The organism is Stenotrophomonas veracruzanensis (assembly GCF_032911525.1).
GTDB lineage: Bacteria > Pseudomonadota > Gammaproteobacteria > Xanthomonadales > Xanthomonadaceae > Stenotrophomonas > Stenotrophomonas africana.
On the sequence record NZ_JAWJTI010000001.1, the window covers coordinates 238705 to 252458 of the forward strand.

Consider the following 13754-nt stretch of genomic DNA (forward strand, 5'->3'; position numbering starts at 1 on the left):
ATGAGCGCGGTACAGGCCTTCCTGCAGCACCTGCAGGTAGAGCGGCGGATGTCGGCGCATACGCTCGATGCCTACCGCCGCGACCTGGACGCGCTGTCGGTCTGGGCGGAGCCACGTGGTGCAGCGGTGGAGGCGCTTGATGCTGATGCGGTGCGCCAGTTCGTCGCCGATGAGCATCGCCGCGGCCTGTCGGCCAAGAGCCTGCAGCGCCGCTTGTCCGCCTGCCGCAGCTTCTATGCCTGGCTGCTCAAGCACGGGCGCATCGAGGTCAGTCCGGCGGCGACGCTGAAGGCGCCGCGTGCGCCGCGCCGGTTGCCGCAGGTGCTTGACGCCGACGAAGCCGTGCAGCTGGTCGAGCTGGAGCCGGAAGGCGAGCTTGGCCGCCGTGACCGCGCGCTGCTGGAACTGTTCTATTCCTCCGGCCTGCGCCTGAGCGAAGTCTGCGCACTGACCTGGCGTGATCTGGATTTCGCCAGCGGCCTGGTCAACGTACTGGGCAAGGGCAATCGCCAGCGCCGCGTGCCGTTCGGCAGGCCAGCGCGCGAAGCACTGCAGGCGTGGCGCGCGGAAAGTGGTGGTGGACCGGCCTCGCCGGTATTTCCCGGCCGCAACGGCCCGATCAGCCAACGCGCGGTGCAGATCCGCATCCGCCAGCTGGCGCAGCGCCAGGGCCTGTTCAAGCACGTGCACCCGCACATGCTGCGGCACAGTTTCGCCAGCCATATCCTGGAATCGTCCGGTGATCTGCGTGGCGTGCAGGAGTTGCTGGGCCATGCCGACATCGCTACCACGCAGATCTATACCCACCTGGATTTCCAGCACCTGGCCAAGGTCTACGACGCCGCGCATCCGCGCGCGAAGCGTCGAAGCGGCAACAAGGGCAGCGGAGAAAGCTGAACGTTGCCCCTGCGGCAGCCGGTCGCGGGTGTCTTGAAGGGCGCAGGGCAGTCCCCACCTCTGGTTCTGTCACCCCGGAGGCATCATGGACCCCAGTCAGAACCCCAACGTTTTCCACGCCACCACCATCGTCTGCGTCCGTCGCGGCGAGCACGTGGCCATTGCCGGCGACGGCCAGGTCACGCTGGGCCACACCGTGATGAAGGGCAATGCGCGCAAGGTGCGCCGCCTTGGCCGTGATGGCCAGGTGCTGGCCGGCTTCGCCGGTGCCGCCGCCGATGCGTTCACCCTGTTCGAGCTGTTCGAGGCCAAGCTGGAAAAGCACGGCCAGCTGCAACGTGCGGCGGTCGAGCTGGCCAAGGACTGGCGCACCGAGCGTCGCCTCGGCAAGCTTGAGGCCCTGTTGGCGGTGGCCGACAAGGAAACCTCGCTGATCATCAGCGGCACCGGTGATGTGATCGAACCGGAGGACGGCATCATCGCCATCGGCTCCGGTGGTTCCTATGCACTGTCGGCCGCACGCGCGCTGATGGCGCACACCGAACTGGATGCGCGCACCATTGCCAGCGAAGCGATCGGCATCGCCGGCGACATCTGCATCTACACCAACCGCAACGTGGTGGTCGAGGAGCTGTGATCGCTCTTCTGTAGTGCCGAGCCATGCTCGGCAGGGCTGCCCGTCAGCCGAGCATGGCTCGGCTCTACATGCATCTGAATTCGTGAGCACATCCATGTCGAAGATCGAAGTTTCCTCCGCCACCATGACCCCGCGCGAGATCGTGCAGGAACTGGACCGGCATATCGTGGGCCAGCACGACGCCAAGCGCGCCGTGGCCATCGCCCTGCGCAACCGCTGGCGCCGCATGCAGCTGGTGCCTGAGCTGCGCAATGAAGTGATGCCGAAGAACATCCTGATGATCGGCCCGACCGGCGTCGGCAAGACCGAGATCGCGCGCCGCCTGGCCACGTTGGCCAACGCACCGTTCGTGAAGGTTGAAGCCACCCGCTTCACCGAAGTCGGCTACGTCGGCAAAGACGTCGAGCAGATCATCCGCGACCTGGCAGATACCGCTGTCAAGCTCTATCGCGAACAGGCCAAGGTGCGCGTGCGTACACAGGCCGAAGAGCGCGCCGAAGACCGCATCCTCGACGCACTGCTGCCGCGCCGTAGTGGCGGCATCGGTTTCGATCCGGAAGTCGCGCGCAATGAGCCGTCGGCGCAGGACAACGAGACCCGCATCAAGTTCCGCAAGATGCTGCGCAATGGTGAGCTGGACGAACGCGAGATCGAACTCGACCTGGCCGCCAACGTCAGCATGGACATCATGACCCCGCCGGGCATGGAGGAAATGGGCCAGCAGCTGAAGTCGATGTTCGCCAACCTCGGCGGTGGGGCCAAGGCGCACAAGCGCACGCTGACCATCAAGGCTGCGCGTCCGCTGCTGATCGAGGAAGAAGCCGGCAAGCTGGTCAACGAGGACGACATCCGCACCGCGGCGATCGAGGCCTGCGAGCAGCACGGCATCGTCTTCATCGACGAGATCGACAAGGTCGCCAAGCGTGGCGATAACGTCGGTGGCGGCGATGTCTCCCGCGAAGGCGTGCAGCGCGACCTGCTGCCGCTGGTGGAAGGCTCCAACGTGTCCACCAAGTACGGCACGATCAAGACCGACCACATCCTGTTCATCGCCTCGGGCGCGTTCCATTTGGCCAAGCCCAGCGATCTGATTCCGGAACTGCAGGGCCGCTTCCCGATCCGCGTGGAACTGGGCGCGCTGAGCAAGGGTGATTTCGTACGGATCCTGACCGAGCCGAAGGCCGCGCTGACCAAGCAGTACGAAGCGTTGTTGGCCACCGAGGGCGTCAAGGTCAGCTTTACCGCCGACGCCATTGATCGTCTGGCCGAGATCGCCTTCCAGGTGAACGAGCGCCAGGAGAACATCGGTGCCCGCCGCCTGCACACCGTGCTGGAACGCCTGCTGGATTCGCTCAGCTACGAGGCGCCGGACCGCGATGGTGAAAGCCTGGCCATCGACAGCGCCTACGTTGACAAGCACCTGGGCGAGCTGGTGCAGGACCCGGACCTGAGCCGCTACATCCTGTAATGCCCGTTGGGGTCGGATCCCTCGCCCTGGCGATGACTCTGCCCCGCCCACTGCAACAGAAGAGGCCGCCGAAAGGCGGCCTTTTTTGTTGGCGGTCAGTGCGGGTGCCGGGTGCGATAGTCCTGCAGCACCTGATCTATCACTGCACTGGTGCGGGCGGCACTGAGGCCGGTCGAAGGTGAACGGCCGTTGCCACGCAGTTCTTCGACGAGGGAGGCGATCAACGGCTGCTGCACCGATGGCGGGTTCGGGATATCGAACACCTGCACGCCCGCTTCGGTCTCCAGAACGACTGGAACATCCTCGAAGATGGCAAAGCGCAGCTGCCCGCGGTCGCCGGTGATCTCGACCTCATCCTGGCGGCGGAACGCGCAGAAACTCCAGTGCGCGATACCGTGCGCGCCCATTCCAGTGCGGAAGCACATCGAAACGCTGTCCTCGGCGGCGTAGGCGCCGGTCAACGAGCTGGCCAGGCCACGCACATCGCTCAGCGGGCCCATTAGATGGTCGAGCAGGTCCAGGGTATGCGAGCCCAGATCGACGAACAGCCCGCCGCCGGCGATCGCCGGGTTGGTCCGCCAGAAGTCCGGCGATGCGGCATTCGCCGAATGCGGCCGATGCAGGGACGCGCGCACGCTGCGCGGCGTGCCGATCGCACCGCTGTCCAGCAGCTGCTTCACCTGTGCGAAGCGAGGCAGGGCGCGGCGGTAATAGGCCACGAACACGGGCACGCCACGGCGTGCGCTGGCCTCCAGCACGCGTTCGCATTCCGCGTGATCCATGGCCATGGGCTTTTCGATGTAGACCGGCTTGCCCGCGGCGATCGCCTGCAGCGCGTACTGCATGTGCGTCGAGGGCGGCGTTGCGACGTACACCGCGTTCACTTCCGGATCGGCGATGAGCGCATCGGCTTCCGCGTACCACCGGGGAATGGCATGGCGCCTTGCGTAATCTTCGGCCAACGCCGCATTGCGGCGCATGACCGCTGCCACCCGTGAGCCGGGTGTACTGGCCAGGGCGGGTCCGCTCTTCTTCTCGGTGACACTGCCGCAACCGATGAAGCCCCACACCACGTTGTCCAGGATCATGGGGCTGTCCTCACATGGGTGCCAGGGTGGCGGCGGCAGCGCCACTCACGCTTCGGGCAGCGGCTCGGGCACGGTGCCGGGCACGAACACGCCGTCCTTCACGTAGGCGGCCAGGGTCATGTCCAGTGCGAGCATGCCGTCGCGCTTGAGGTCCATCAGTTCCGGTTCGACCATCGCCCCGTGCAGCACGCCCAGCACGGTGGCGTGCAGCATGCGCGCGGCGATCTTGGGGTCGGCGCCTTCGCGCAGCTGGCCCAGATCGCGGGCACGGCGCAGGGCGCGCTCCATCCGGTCCAGCGCATCGCGGAAACCAGCCTGCTGCATCTCGGTCAGCACCTTGGTGTCAGCCGACGCATCGCTGCGCAGCATGATCTCCATGGTCTTGCGCAGGCGCTCGTCCTCGGACAGCTCGATGAACGAGTGGATCATCACCGCGCGCAGGTCGTGCACCGGGGTGTCGCGCTGGTCGGTGGAGGTGCGCTCCAGTTCCTGCATGAAGGGCAGGTGCACGCGCTCGACGATCGCGGCCAGCACCTCGCTCTTGTTCTTGAAGTGCCAGTACACCGCGCCACGGGTATAGCCGGCGCGGGCGCCGATCATCTCCAGCGTGGTACGGGCCACGCCGTGTTCATGGAAACAGGCTTCGGCGGCGTCAAGGATGCCTTCCCGGGTTGCCTGGGTGTCCTCTTTGGTCTTGCGGGCCATGGATGGGTACGAGTGCGGGTGAAACGTGGCTGAATTGTACCGGTTTACAAACAAACACGCATGTATGTATATTTCCGTCCCATCATTCCCGCCGCGTGCGTGGCAGGCCGTCGCCGGCTGCTGCTCCCCGCCGGTGAGCGTTGCCTGCTGGCGCTTTCAGCCTGTATCAGAGCGTTTTGAGATTCCTTCCCCTAAGAGCCTTTCCGTCATGTTGCTGAGCCGAATCCGACCCATCGCGCTGTCGCTGGCCATCGCCGCGACCGTGGCTGCCTGTGGCGGCCAACCCCAGGCCCCCGAACAGGGCCCGGGTGACGTCACCGTGGTCACGCTGAAGTCCGAGACCGTGGGCCTGACCCGCGAACTGCCGGGCCGCACCAATGCCTTCCTGGTTGCCGAAGTGCGCCCGCAGGTCAATGGCATCGTCGCCAAGCGCCTGTTCACCGAAGGCGGCATGGTCAAGGCCGGCGAGCCGCTGTACCAGATCGAGGACGCCAGCTACCGTGCCCAGGCCAACAGCGCTCGCGCGCAGTTGGCCCGCGCCGAAGCCACGGCCAACGCCGCCCGCCTGAGTGCAAAGCGCATCACCGAACTGGCCAAGGTCGACGCGGTCAGCCAGCAGGATCTGGAAAACGCCGTGGCCGCGCAGAAGCAGGCCGAGGCTGACGTCGGTGCCGCCAAGGCCTCGCTGGATGCGGCCAACGTGACCCTGGGCTACGCCCGCATCACCGCGCCGATCAGTGGCCGCATCGGCAAGTCCAGCGTTACCCAGGGTGCGCTGGTCAGCGCCGGCCAGGCCAATGCACTGGCCACCGTGCAGCAGCTGGACCCGATCTACGTCGACCTGACCCAGTCCTCGGCCGAGCTGCTGCAGCTGCGCCGTGAGCTGGCCGCTGGCCGCCTGCAGGATAACCAGACGCTGCCGGTCAGCATCCTGATGGAAGACGGCAGCACCTTCGAGCACAAGGGCACGCTGGAGTTCTCCGAAGTCAGCGTCGATCCGGCCACCGGCAGCTTCGGCCTGCGCGTGAAGGTGGACAACCCGGATGGCCTGCTGATGCCGGGCACCTACGTGCGCGCGGTGATCGGCGGCGGCGTGCGCAGCGATGCAGTGCTGGTGCCGATGCAGGGCATCGCCCGCGATCCGAAGGGCGACACCACCGCGATGGTGGTCGGCAAGGACAACAAGGTTGAGGTGCGCCCGGTCAAGGTCAGCCGCACGGTCGGTGACAAGTGGCTGGTCGAGGACGGTCTGAAGGCCGGCGACAAGGTCATCGTCGAAGGCCTGCAGAAGATCGGCCCCGGCATGCCGGTCAAGGCCACCGAGAAGGGCGCTGCTCCGGCCAAGCCGGCGGCGGCCGCCCAGCCTGCGGCCCCGGCCGGCGGCGCGAAGTAAGCGGAGAACCCCATGGCACGCTTTTTCATCGATCGACCCATCTTTGCATGGGTCATCGCCATCATCATCATGCTCGCCGGCGGCCTGGCCCTGTTCAAGCTGCCGGTCTCGATGTACCCCAACGTCGCACCGCCGGCGGTGGAAATCAGCGCCACCTACCCGGGTGCATCGGCCAAGGTGGTCGAGGACTCGGTGACGCAGATCATCGAGCAGAACATGAAGGGCCTTGATGGCCTGATCTACTTCTCCTCCAACAGCTCGTCCAACGGTCAGGCCACCATCACCCTGACCTTCGAGAGCGGCACCAACCCGGACATCGCCCAGGTGCAGGTGCAGAACAAGCTGCAGCTGGCCATGCCGCTGCTGCCGCAGGAAGTGCAGCGGCAGGGCATCAACGTGGCCAAGTCCAGCTCGGGCTTCCTGAACGTCATCGCGTTCGTGTCCGAGAACGGCAGCATGGACGCCAACGACATCGCCGACTACGTCGGATCCAATGTCGTCGACCGTCTGAGCCGCGTGCCGGGCGTGGGCAACATCCAGGTGTTCGGTGGCAAGTACGCCATGCGTATCTGGCTGGACCCGAACAAGCTGCATACCTATGGCCTGTCGGTTGCGGAAGTGACCGCAGCGGTCAAGGCACAGAACGCCCAGGTCGCCATCGGCCAGCTCGGCGGTGCGCCGTCGATCAAGGGCCAGCAGCTCAACGCCACCATCAACGCGCAGTCGCGCCTGCAGACCCCGGAACAGTTCCGCAACATCATCGTGCGCGGTGCGCAGGACGGTGCCGAGCTGCGCCTGGGTGATGTCGCCCGCGTCGAACTGGGTGCGGAATCGTACGACTTCGTCACCCGCTACAACGGCCAGCCGGCCAGCGGCCTGGCGGTCACCCTGGCCACCGGCGCCAACGCGCTGGATACCGCCGCTGGCGTGAATGCCGCGCTGGAGGACATGAAGAGCTTCTTCCCGGCCGGGCTGAAGGCCGAGGTCCCGTACGACACCACTCCGTTCGTGCGCGTGTCGATCAAGGGTGTGGTGCAGACCCTGATCGAAGCGATCGTGCTGGTGTTCGTGGTGATGTACCTGTTCCTGCAGAACTTCCGCGCCACCCTGATCCCGACCATCGCCGTGCCGGTGGTGCTGCTGGGTACCTTCGGCGTGCTGTCGATGCTGGGCTTCTCGGTGAACATGCTGACCATGTTCGCGATGGTGCTGGCGATCGGCCTGCTGGTGGACGATGCCATCGTGGTGGTGGAAAACGTCGAGCGCATCATGTCCGAGGAGGGGCTGTCGCCGCTTGAAGCAACCCGCAAGTCGATGGGCCAGATCACCGGCGCGCTGGTGGGTATCGGCCTGGTGCTGTCGGCCGTGTTCGTGCCGATGGCCTTCATGAGCGGTTCCACCGGCGTGATCTATCGCCAGTTCTCGGCCACGATCGTTTCGGCGATGGCGCTGTCGGTGCTGGTCGCGATCGTGCTGACCCCGGCGCTGTGCGCGACCATGCTCAAGCCGCTGAAGAAGGGCGAGCACCACGTCGCCCACCGCGGCCTGGCCGGTCGCTTCTTCAACGGTTTCAATCGTGGCTTCGACCGCACCAGCGAAAGCTACCAGCGTGGCGTGCGCGGCATCATCCACCGTCCGTGGCGCTTCATGGGCATCGTGGCAGCGCTGTTCGTGCTGATGGGCGTGCTGTTCGTGCGCCTGCCCAGCTCGTTCCTGCCCAACGAAGACCAGGGCGTGCTGATGGCGCTGGTGCAGGCCCCGGTCGGTGCCACCCAGGAACGTACGCTGGAATCGATCGCAGCACTGGAAAACCACTTCCTGCAGAACGAAAAGGATGCGGTGGACTCGGTGTTCTCGGTGCAGGGCTTCAGCTTCGCCGGCATGGGCCAGAACGCCGGCATGGCGTTCGTCAAGCTGAAGGACTGGAGCGAGCGTGACGCCGACAATGGCGTGATGCCGATCACTGGCCGCGCCATGGCAGCGCTGGGCCAGATCAAGGATGCCTTCATCTTCGCCTTCCCGCCGCCGGCCATTCCGGAGCTGGGTACCGCGTCGGGCTACACCTTCTTCCTGAAGGACAACAGCGGCCAGGGCCACGAGGCACTGGTGGCTGCACGCAACCAGTTGCTGGGCCTCGCTGCCGGCAGCAAGAAGCTGGCCAACGTGCGCCCGAACGGCCAGGAAGACACGCCGCAGTTCCGCATCGACATCGACGCGGCCAAGGCGACCTCGCTGGGGCTGTCGATCGACCAGATCAACGGCACGCTGGCTGCCGCTTGGGGCAGCTCGTACATCGACGACTTCGTCGATCGTGGCCGCGTCAAGCGCGTGTTCGTGCAGGCCGACCAGCCGTTCCGCATGGTGCCGGAGGACTTCGACCTCTGGTCCGTGAAGAACGACAAGGGCGAAATGGTGCCGTTCAGCGCCTTCGCCACCAAGCACTGGGATTACGGTTCGCCACGGCTGGAGCGCTACAACGGTGTGTCGGCCATGGAAATCCAGGGCGAGCCGGCCCCGGGTGTCGCCTCTGGTGATGCCATGGCCGAGATCGAACAGCTGGCCAAGCAGCTGCCGGCGGGCTTCGGCATCGAGTGGACGGCGATGTCGTACCAGGAGCGCCAGGCCGGCTCGCAGACGCCACTGCTGTACACGCTGTCGCTGATGATCGTGTTCCTGTGCCTGGCCGCGATGTATGAAAGCTGGAGCGTGCCGACCGCAGTGCTGCTGGCGGCCCCGCTGGGCATCCTCGGCGCGGTGCTGGCCAATACCTTCAAGGGCCTGGAACGCGACATCTACTTCCAGGTGGCGATGCTGACCACGGTGGGCCTGACCAGCAAGAACGCGATCCTGATCGTCGAGTTCGCCAAGGAAAACCTGGAGAAGGGCGCCAGCCTGATCGAATCGATCATGCACGCCGTGCGCGACCGCCTGCGCCCGATCGTGATGACCTCGCTGGCCTTCGGCATGGGTGTGGTACCGCTGGCGATCTCCACCGGTGCGGGCTCCGGCGCCAAGCAGGCGATCGGCACCGGCGTGCTCGGCGGCATGATCGTCGGCACCCTGCTCGGCGTGTTCTTCGTGCCGCTGTTCTTCGTGGTGGTGCAGCGCGTGTTCAAGCGCAAATCCGCGACGTGACCTGAAACGGTAGTGCCGGCCGCTGGCCGGCACCTACTGCTCGCTTGATGTGAGTCTAACGAGGTTGCCGGCCAGCGGCCGGCACTACCTCCTGCCATCCGGCAGTACCGATGGAAGTCATCCCCATGAAAAGTACATCCCTGTTCCTTTCCATTACCGCAGCGCTCGTGCTCGCCGGCTGCTCCACCCTGGTGCCGAAGAACACCGCTGTCGCTCCGGCGATTCCGGCGCAGTGGCCGGCCGAGGCCGCGCAGGGCGAGGTGGCCGATGTCGCCGCCGTCGGCTGGCGCGATTTCTTCACCGATGCGCGCCTGCAGCAGGTGATCGACCAGTCGCTGCAGAACAACCGCGACCTGCGTGTGGCCGTGCTCAATGTTGAACGCGCGCGCGGCCAGTACCGCGTGCAGCGCGCCGATCGCGTACCCGGCGTGGCCGTCACCGGCCAGATGGACCGCCGTGGTACCGACGCCGGTGTCACCGAGCAGTTCACCGCCGGTGTCGGCGTGGCCGAGTTCGAGCTGGATCTGTTCGGCCGCGTGCGCAATCTAAGTGAAGCGGCGCTGCAGCAGTACTTCGCCGTGGCCGCCAACCGCCGCAACGCGCAGTTGAGCCTGGTGGCCGAGACCGCGACGGCGTGGTTGACCTATGGTGCCGACGCGCAGCGGCTGAAGATCGCCGATGCAACGCTGAAGACCTACGAGGATTCGCTGCGCCTGGCCGAGGCCCGCCACGAGCGTGGTGGCAGTTCGGCGCTGGAACTCACCCAGACCCGTACCCTGGTCGAGACCGCACGGACGGATGCGGCACGCCTGCGGGGCCAGTTGGCCCAGGACCGCAACGCGCTGGCGCTGCTGGCGGGTGGCCAGCTGGATCCGGCACTGCTGCCGGACAGCATCGAACCGCAGCTGCTGGCGCTGGCACCGCCGCCGGCTGGCCTGCCCAGCGACGTGCTGCTGCAGCGCCCGGACATCATGGCCGCCGAACACCAGCTGCTGGCCGCCAACGCCAACATCGGTGCGGCACGCGCAGCGTTCTTCCCGAGCATCTCGCTGACTGGCAGCATCGGCAGTGGCTCGAGTGAACTGTCCAACCTGTTCGACAGTGGAACGCGGGTGTGGAGTTTCCTGCCGAAGATCACCCTTCCGATCTTCCAGGGCGGCAAGCTGCGCGCCAACCTGGCCATCGCCAACGCCGATCGTGATATCGCACTGGCGCAGTACGAGAAGTCGATCCAGGTGGGCTTCCGCGAAACCGCCGATGCGTTGGCATTGAACGTCAGCCTGGACGAGCAGGTGAGTTCACAGCAGCGCCTGGTGGAAGCGGCCGAACAGGCCAACCGCCTGTCACAGGCCCGCTACGACGCGGGGCTGGACAGCTTCGTCACCCTGCTCGATGCGCGGCGTACCGCCTACAACGCGCAGCAGACCCAGCTGCAGGCGCAGCTGGCCCAGCAGTCCAACCGCATCACCCTGTACAAGGTGCTGGGCGGCGGCTGGCACGAGCGCGGCTAGTCCGCGCTTCTTCTGGTAGGTGCCAACCTTGGTTGGCACAGGGCCAGGCGCCTGCGCTGACGCATCCGTGCCAACCAGGGTTGGCACCTGCCTGAAGATCGATGGTAGTGCCGGCCGCTGGCCGGCATTGTCATTCCGGGGCCCGCTACACCGCTTCATCGTCGCGCCGCGCGGCGTGGCAGGCGCGAACGCGCGCCAGCGCATCGCCGGCTTCGCGCGCCATCTGCTCGTACTCGGCGCGGATCTCTTCCAGGCGCGCTTCGTCCAGTTCTTCCAGATCCAACAGTTCGTTGTTGGCTTCGGCGGTCGCCCGGATCAGCTCGTCCAGCTTGATCTGCATCGCGGCGGTGTCCGCGTTCTGCGTGTGCTGGATCAGGAACACCATCAGGAAGGTGATGATGGTGGTGCCGGTGTTGATCACCAGCTGCCAGGTGTCGTTGAAGCCGAACACCGGGCCACTGATGCCCCAGATCACCACGATCGCTACTGCAGCCAGGAAGGTCCACGGCGAGCCGGTGGCGGCCGCGGCCTTCTTGGCGATCGTATTGAACAGGTTTCGTACTTTCATCGTCGTCGTCCCACTCAGGTGACGAGGATGATCGGCAGTGGCCCGTGCAGGCGCCGTGCAGCGGCGGTCAGGCCCGCATGCGCTGCAGCCGCGGTGCCTGCAGGCTGCGCACCGGACTGCTCTGGTAGACGTGCTGCCAGCAACGGTCGACGAACTCGCGGGCTTGGGCTTCGCTCAGCCGCGGCATGATCTGCAGGGCGTACTGGGTCTGGAACATCTCGTCACGTTCGGCCTCGCTGGCGCGCGGCTGGGTGATCAGCGAATCGCAGGCGAACTTGATCCACGGCACGTACGAGCCGAACGAGTTGTGCGGCAGTGCGCCTTCGGCATGTTGGCGGCGCCAGTGATCCAGCTCGGCGTCAACGTTGATGACCGGAGGAATGGTGGGGACTTCAGCGTGCATGACAATCCAGTTCGGTTGAGTGGAAAGGGAGTGGGGGTTCATCGGAGTGTGGCGTATGTGGCGGTGCATGCCGCGTCAGCGGGATGTGGAGCTGGCGTTGGCATGGCCGATCAACTGCGCATGCTCGACGGCACCGAGATCTTCGGCCAGGTTGGCCATCGCGTTGCACAGACGCTCGTGGTCGAGCGGATGGTGATGGACCAGCTCCAGCTGCATGCGCTGGTAGGCGGTCCAGAACAAGGCGCCGCGCCGGTGCAGTGCATATTGCCGCTGCAGGCGTTCGCGGATCGGATCGAGGATCGAGTCTGGCGTGGGTCGTACGGCGTGCGCGCACATGGCTGGCTCCGCCGGGGAAAGAAGTCCCGGTAACCCCACCCTAGGCGCGGCAGCCGGGCGGGGTGTTACCGCAGCGTGTGCACGCTGCGCAGCTGACTGTGCACGGGTTCACGGCAACGGCCGCAAACGCTGCCGGCACTAGGGCGTGCCGGCACTGAAGCGTTCATTAAACGGGTTCAACAGGACACTGCGTGGTGATCATTCACCGATGTCTTCATTCCAGATCTCCGGGTGCTGCGCAATGAAGCCGCCCAGCAGGTCCACGCATTCCTGGCTGTCCAGGTCGATCACGTTGACGCCGTTTTCCCGCAACCAGTCGATGCCGCCCTGGAAGGTGCGCGATTCGCCCACCACCACGGTGCCGATGTTGAACTGGCGCACCAGGCCCGAGCAGTACCAGCACGGTGCCAGGGTGGTGACCATGATCGTGTCCTGGTAACGGCGCTGGCGGCCGGCCTTGCGGAACGCATCGGTTTCGCCGTGCACGGACGGGTCGCCTTCCTGCACGCGGCGGTTGTGGCCGCAGCCGAGCAGGCGGCCGTCGTTGTGGTACAGCGCCGCGCCGATCGGCACGCCGCCCTCGGCCAAGCCCTGGCGGGCTTCGGCGATGGCGGTCTGCAGCAGGGCCTGGTAGTCGGGCGTGGTGATCATGCGGGGCTCCGGTAAGTCGTGGCCCGCCATGATACGGGCAGGGGGTGCCGCTGGCCCCCGGCGGTGCGATAATCGGGGTCATGAGCGAATCCCCCTACAAAGCCGGTACCACCCATTTCGGGTTCCGCGACGTCGCCGCCAAGGACAAGCAGAAGCTGGTCGGCCAGGTGTTCACCTCGGTCGCGCGCAACTACGACCTGATGAACGACCTGATGAGCCTGGGCGTGCACCGGGCGTGGAAGCGCTACTACGTGGCCACCGCGCAGGTGAAGCCGGGCGACCGCGTGCTCGATCTGGCGGGAGGCACCGGCGACATCGCCGCCCTGCTGAAGGAGCGCGTTGGCGCCGAGGGCTCGGTGGTGCTGGGCGACATCAACGCCGGCATGCTGTCGGTCGGCCGTGACCGCCTGACCAACCGCGGCCTGGTGCTCGGCCTGGACTACGTGCAGTGCAACGCCGAGGCCCTGCCGTTCCCGGACAACAGCTTCGACCTGGTCACCATCGCCTTCGGCCTGCGCAACGTGACCGACAAGGACGCCGGCCTGCGCGAGATGTACCGCGTGCTGAAGGTCGGCGGCCAGGCCCGCGTGCTGGAGTTCTCCGAAGTCACCGCAGACTGGTTCAAGCCGATCTACGACTTCCACTCGTTCAAGATCCTGCCGAAGCTGGGCAAGCTGTTCGCCAATGACTCGGACAGCTACCAGTACCTGGCCGAGAGCATCCGCAAGCACCCGCCGCAGGATGAACTGAAGGCGATGATGGGGCAGGCCGGGTTCGAGCGCTGCCACTACAAGAACCTGACCGGCGGCATCGTTTCGATCCACTCCGGCTACAAGCTGTAAGCCCGTTGTTCCGGTAGTGCCGGCCGCTGGCCGGCATCTGCGCGGCCAATCACCGGGCGACGGGGTTGCCGGCCAGCGGCCGCCACTACCGGCGCTGTGTCCGCCATTACCCCGCACCGC

The 13754-nt window shown here is 66.2% G+C and carries 13 protein-coding genes; 7 read left to right on the forward strand and 6 right to left on the reverse strand.

From position 1 onward, the window contains the following. From xerC to hslU, 3 genes are all read left to right on the forward strand, one after another. Positions 1 to 897 (forward strand): tyrosine recombinase XerC, encoded by an 897-nt coding sequence (gene xerC, locus R1H25_RS01100; protein WP_317222374.1) that lies wholly within the window; start codon positions 1 to 3, stop codon positions 895 to 897. An 85-nt stretch (positions 898 to 982) separates the two neighbouring features. Further along, positions 983 to 1534: an ATP-dependent protease subunit HslV gene (hslV, locus tag R1H25_RS01105; RefSeq protein ID WP_005411093.1), complete on the forward strand. Its 552-nt coding sequence runs from the start codon at positions 983 to 985 to the stop codon at positions 1532 to 1534. A 94-nt stretch (positions 1535 to 1628) separates the two neighbouring features. After that, on the forward strand, positions 1629 to 3002 hold the full coding sequence (gene hslU / locus R1H25_RS01110) for an ATP-dependent protease ATPase subunit HslU (RefSeq protein ID WP_049443969.1): 1374 nt from the start codon (positions 1629 to 1631) through the stop codon (positions 3000 to 3002). 95 nt (positions 3003 to 3097) lie between these two features. Here hslU and R1H25_RS01115 read toward each other — a convergent pair whose 3' ends face one another. Together R1H25_RS01115 and smeT are read right to left on the reverse strand one after the other, a co-directional pair. Continuing rightward, entirely contained in the window at positions 3098 to 4090 is a 993-nt protein-coding gene (locus tag R1H25_RS01115) for a Gfo/Idh/MocA family oxidoreductase (protein ID WP_317222375.1), read from the reverse strand. 45 nt (positions 4091 to 4135) lie between these two features. Continuing rightward, entirely contained in the window at positions 4136 to 4795 is a 660-nt protein-coding gene (smeT, locus tag R1H25_RS01120; protein WP_005419430.1) for an efflux transporter SmeDEF transcriptional repressor SmeT, read from the reverse strand. A 208-nt stretch (positions 4796 to 5003) separates the two neighbouring features. Here smeT and smeD point away from each other — a divergent pair, with 208 nt between their 5' ends. The 3 genes from smeD (at position 5004) to smeF (ending at position 10834) form a co-directional block, all read left to right on the forward strand. Next, positions 5004 to 6188, forward strand: a complete 1185-nt coding sequence (gene smeD / locus R1H25_RS01125) for a multidrug efflux RND transporter periplasmic adaptor subunit SmeD (protein ID WP_317222376.1) — start codon at positions 5004 to 5006, stop codon at positions 6186 to 6188. Positions 6189 to 6200: 12 nt separating this feature from the next. Next, the gene (smeE, locus tag R1H25_RS01130; protein ID WP_317222377.1) at positions 6201 to 9323 is read left to right on the forward strand and encodes a multidrug efflux RND transporter permease subunit SmeE; all 3123 of its coding nucleotides are present in this window, start codon (positions 6201 to 6203) and stop codon (positions 9321 to 9323) included. A 110-nt stretch (positions 9324 to 9433) separates the two neighbouring features. Beyond that, the gene (gene smeF, locus R1H25_RS01135; RefSeq protein ID WP_317222379.1) at positions 9434 to 10834 is read left to right on the forward strand and encodes a multidrug efflux RND transporter outer membrane subunit SmeF; all 1401 of its coding nucleotides are present in this window, start codon (positions 9434 to 9436) and stop codon (positions 10832 to 10834) included. Between the two features lie 145 nt (positions 10835 to 10979). On the opposite strand, the gene R1H25_RS01140 is transcribed toward smeF, so the two are convergent. The 4 genes from R1H25_RS01140 to R1H25_RS01155 all read right to left on the reverse strand — a co-directional run bounded on the left by R1H25_RS01140 (position 10980) and on the right by R1H25_RS01155 (position 12792). After that, the gene (locus R1H25_RS01140) at positions 10980 to 11402 is read right to left on the reverse strand and encodes a low affinity iron permease family protein (RefSeq protein ID WP_005411086.1); all 423 of its coding nucleotides are present in this window, start codon (positions 11400 to 11402) and stop codon (positions 10980 to 10982) included. A gap of 67 nt (positions 11403 to 11469) precedes the next feature. Then, positions 11470 to 11805 carry a hypothetical protein gene (locus R1H25_RS01145; protein ID WP_005411085.1) on the reverse strand — a complete coding sequence of 112 codons (336 nt, stop codon included), beginning with the start codon at positions 11803 to 11805 and terminating at the stop codon, positions 11470 to 11472. Between the two features lie 75 nt (positions 11806 to 11880). After that, complete coding sequence (locus R1H25_RS01150) at positions 11881 to 12141, reverse strand: hypothetical protein (protein WP_049443978.1); 261 nt, start codon at positions 12139 to 12141, stop codon at positions 11881 to 11883. Positions 12142 to 12339: 198 nt separating this feature from the next. After that, positions 12340 to 12792, reverse strand: a complete 453-nt coding sequence (locus tag R1H25_RS01155) for a nucleoside deaminase (protein ID WP_005411083.1) — start codon at positions 12790 to 12792, stop codon at positions 12340 to 12342. A gap of 80 nt (positions 12793 to 12872) precedes the next feature. Here R1H25_RS01155 and ubiE point away from each other — a divergent pair, with 80 nt between their 5' ends. Continuing rightward, positions 12873 to 13634 (forward strand): bifunctional demethylmenaquinone methyltransferase/2-methoxy-6-polyprenyl-1,4-benzoquinol methylase UbiE, encoded by a 762-nt coding sequence (gene ubiE / locus R1H25_RS01160; RefSeq protein WP_005411082.1) that lies wholly within the window; start codon positions 12873 to 12875, stop codon positions 13632 to 13634. Positions 13635 to 13754: the final 120 nt, after the last annotated feature.

What these genes read in the sequence shown, in the direction of transcription:
- smeE (WP_317222377.1), top strand. Translation starts at nt 6,201, where the DNA reads ATGGCACGCTTTTTCATCGATCGACCCATCTTTGCATGGGTCATCGCC.
- R1H25_RS01155 (WP_005411083.1), bottom strand. Translation starts at nt 12,792, where the DNA reads ATGATCACCACGCCCGACTACCAGGCCCTGCTGCAGACCGCCATCGCC.
- ubiE (WP_005411082.1), top strand. Translation starts at nt 12,873, where the DNA reads ATGAGCGAATCCCCCTACAAAGCCGGTACCACCCATTTCGGGTTCCGC.
- smeT (WP_005419430.1), bottom strand. Translation starts at nt 4,795, where the DNA reads ATGGCCCGCAAGACCAAAGAGGACACCCAGGCAACCCGGGAAGGCATC.
- R1H25_RS01140 (WP_005411086.1), bottom strand. Translation starts at nt 11,402, where the DNA reads ATGAAAGTACGAAACCTGTTCAATACGATCGCCAAGAAGGCCGCGGCC.
- hslV (WP_005411093.1), top strand. Translation starts at nt 983, where the DNA reads ATGGACCCCAGTCAGAACCCCAACGTTTTCCACGCCACCACCATCGTC.
- R1H25_RS01150 (WP_049443978.1), bottom strand. Translation starts at nt 12,141, where the DNA reads ATGTGCGCGCACGCCGTACGACCCACGCCAGACTCGATCCTCGATCCG.
- smeF (WP_317222379.1), top strand. Translation starts at nt 9,434, where the DNA reads ATGGAAGTCATCCCCATGAAAAGTACATCCCTGTTCCTTTCCATTACC.
- smeD (WP_317222376.1), top strand. Translation starts at nt 5,004, where the DNA reads ATGTTGCTGAGCCGAATCCGACCCATCGCGCTGTCGCTGGCCATCGCC.
- R1H25_RS01115 (WP_317222375.1), bottom strand. Translation starts at nt 4,090, where the DNA reads ATGATCCTGGACAACGTGGTGTGGGGCTTCATCGGTTGCGGCAGTGTC.
- hslU (WP_049443969.1), top strand. Translation starts at nt 1,629, where the DNA reads ATGTCGAAGATCGAAGTTTCCTCCGCCACCATGACCCCGCGCGAGATC.
- xerC (WP_317222374.1), top strand. Translation starts at nt 1, where the DNA reads ATGAGCGCGGTACAGGCCTTCCTGCAGCACCTGCAGGTAGAGCGGCGG.
- R1H25_RS01145 (WP_005411085.1), bottom strand. Translation starts at nt 11,805, where the DNA reads ATGCACGCTGAAGTCCCCACCATTCCTCCGGTCATCAACGTTGACGCC.